Genomic DNA, 269 nt, shown 5'->3' on the forward strand with positions numbered 1-269 from the left:
CCAGTGTTCGTGCTGGCACACGAACAGCCCTTCGTCCTCGCTGCGCTCGCCCGAAATGCGCGGGTTCAGCCCCATCTTCTTCGCGTTCTCGTCCGGCCCGTGGACCCACAGCGGCGCGCCGCGCGACAGGTCGTTCCACATCGCCGTGATGCCCGCGTAGCCGGCCTGGCATGCGCGGAATTCCTCGAGATCGTCGGCCGTGCCCATCCCGGTCACGTTGAAGAAATCCTCGTACTGGCGGATCCGCGTCGTGCGGTCGGCTTCGCTCT

1 pseudogene is annotated in these 269 nt (G+C 66.9%); it reads right to left on the bottom strand.

The annotated features are described in order from the left end of the window. Window positions 1-269 (bottom strand): annotated as a pseudogene (locus SB772_RS41415) (benzoate 1,2-dioxygenase large subunit); the annotation flags it as partial.

The sequence above is a fragment of the Paraburkholderia sp. SIMBA_030 genome, assembly GCF_046535245.1.
Lineage (GTDB): Bacteria > Pseudomonadota > Gammaproteobacteria > Burkholderiales > Burkholderiaceae > Paraburkholderia.